Source organism: Pseudomonas sp. HY2-MNA-CIBAN-0224 (assembly GCF_040310285.1).
Taxonomy (GTDB): domain Bacteria; phylum Pseudomonadota; class Gammaproteobacteria; order Pseudomonadales; family Pseudomonadaceae; genus Aquipseudomonas; species Aquipseudomonas helleri.
In genome coordinates, this window is the sequence record NZ_JBEOPQ010000425.1 from 1 (window position 1) to 280 (window position 280).

The 280-nt window shown below is 40.4% G+C and carries 1 protein-coding gene; it reads left to right on the forward strand.

From position 1 onward, the window contains the following. A partial coding sequence (locus AAEZ03_RS27025) for a sterol desaturase family protein (protein ID WP_350582892.1) occupies positions 1-280 on the forward strand: 280 nt, incomplete at both ends.

The window sequence follows — 280 nt, forward strand, 5'->3', positions numbered from 1 at the left end:
GGTCGTATCGTGGTCAAAAACCTCATTTTGGCGACGTTATTAGTGGTTAGTTGGCCACTATTGCAGTTGACTGGCGTCCACAAAGGCACACTGCCTGTTTGGTATATTATCATAGCGCACTTGATATTTTTTGTGCTACTTGATGATTTTTTATACTACTGGATGCATCACTATATGCATGAGAATAAATGGTTGTTGCGGCATATTCATAGCGTCCATCATCGTATTCGTAATACCTGCGGTATCAATGGCAATTACATGCACTGGATTGAGTATTCAT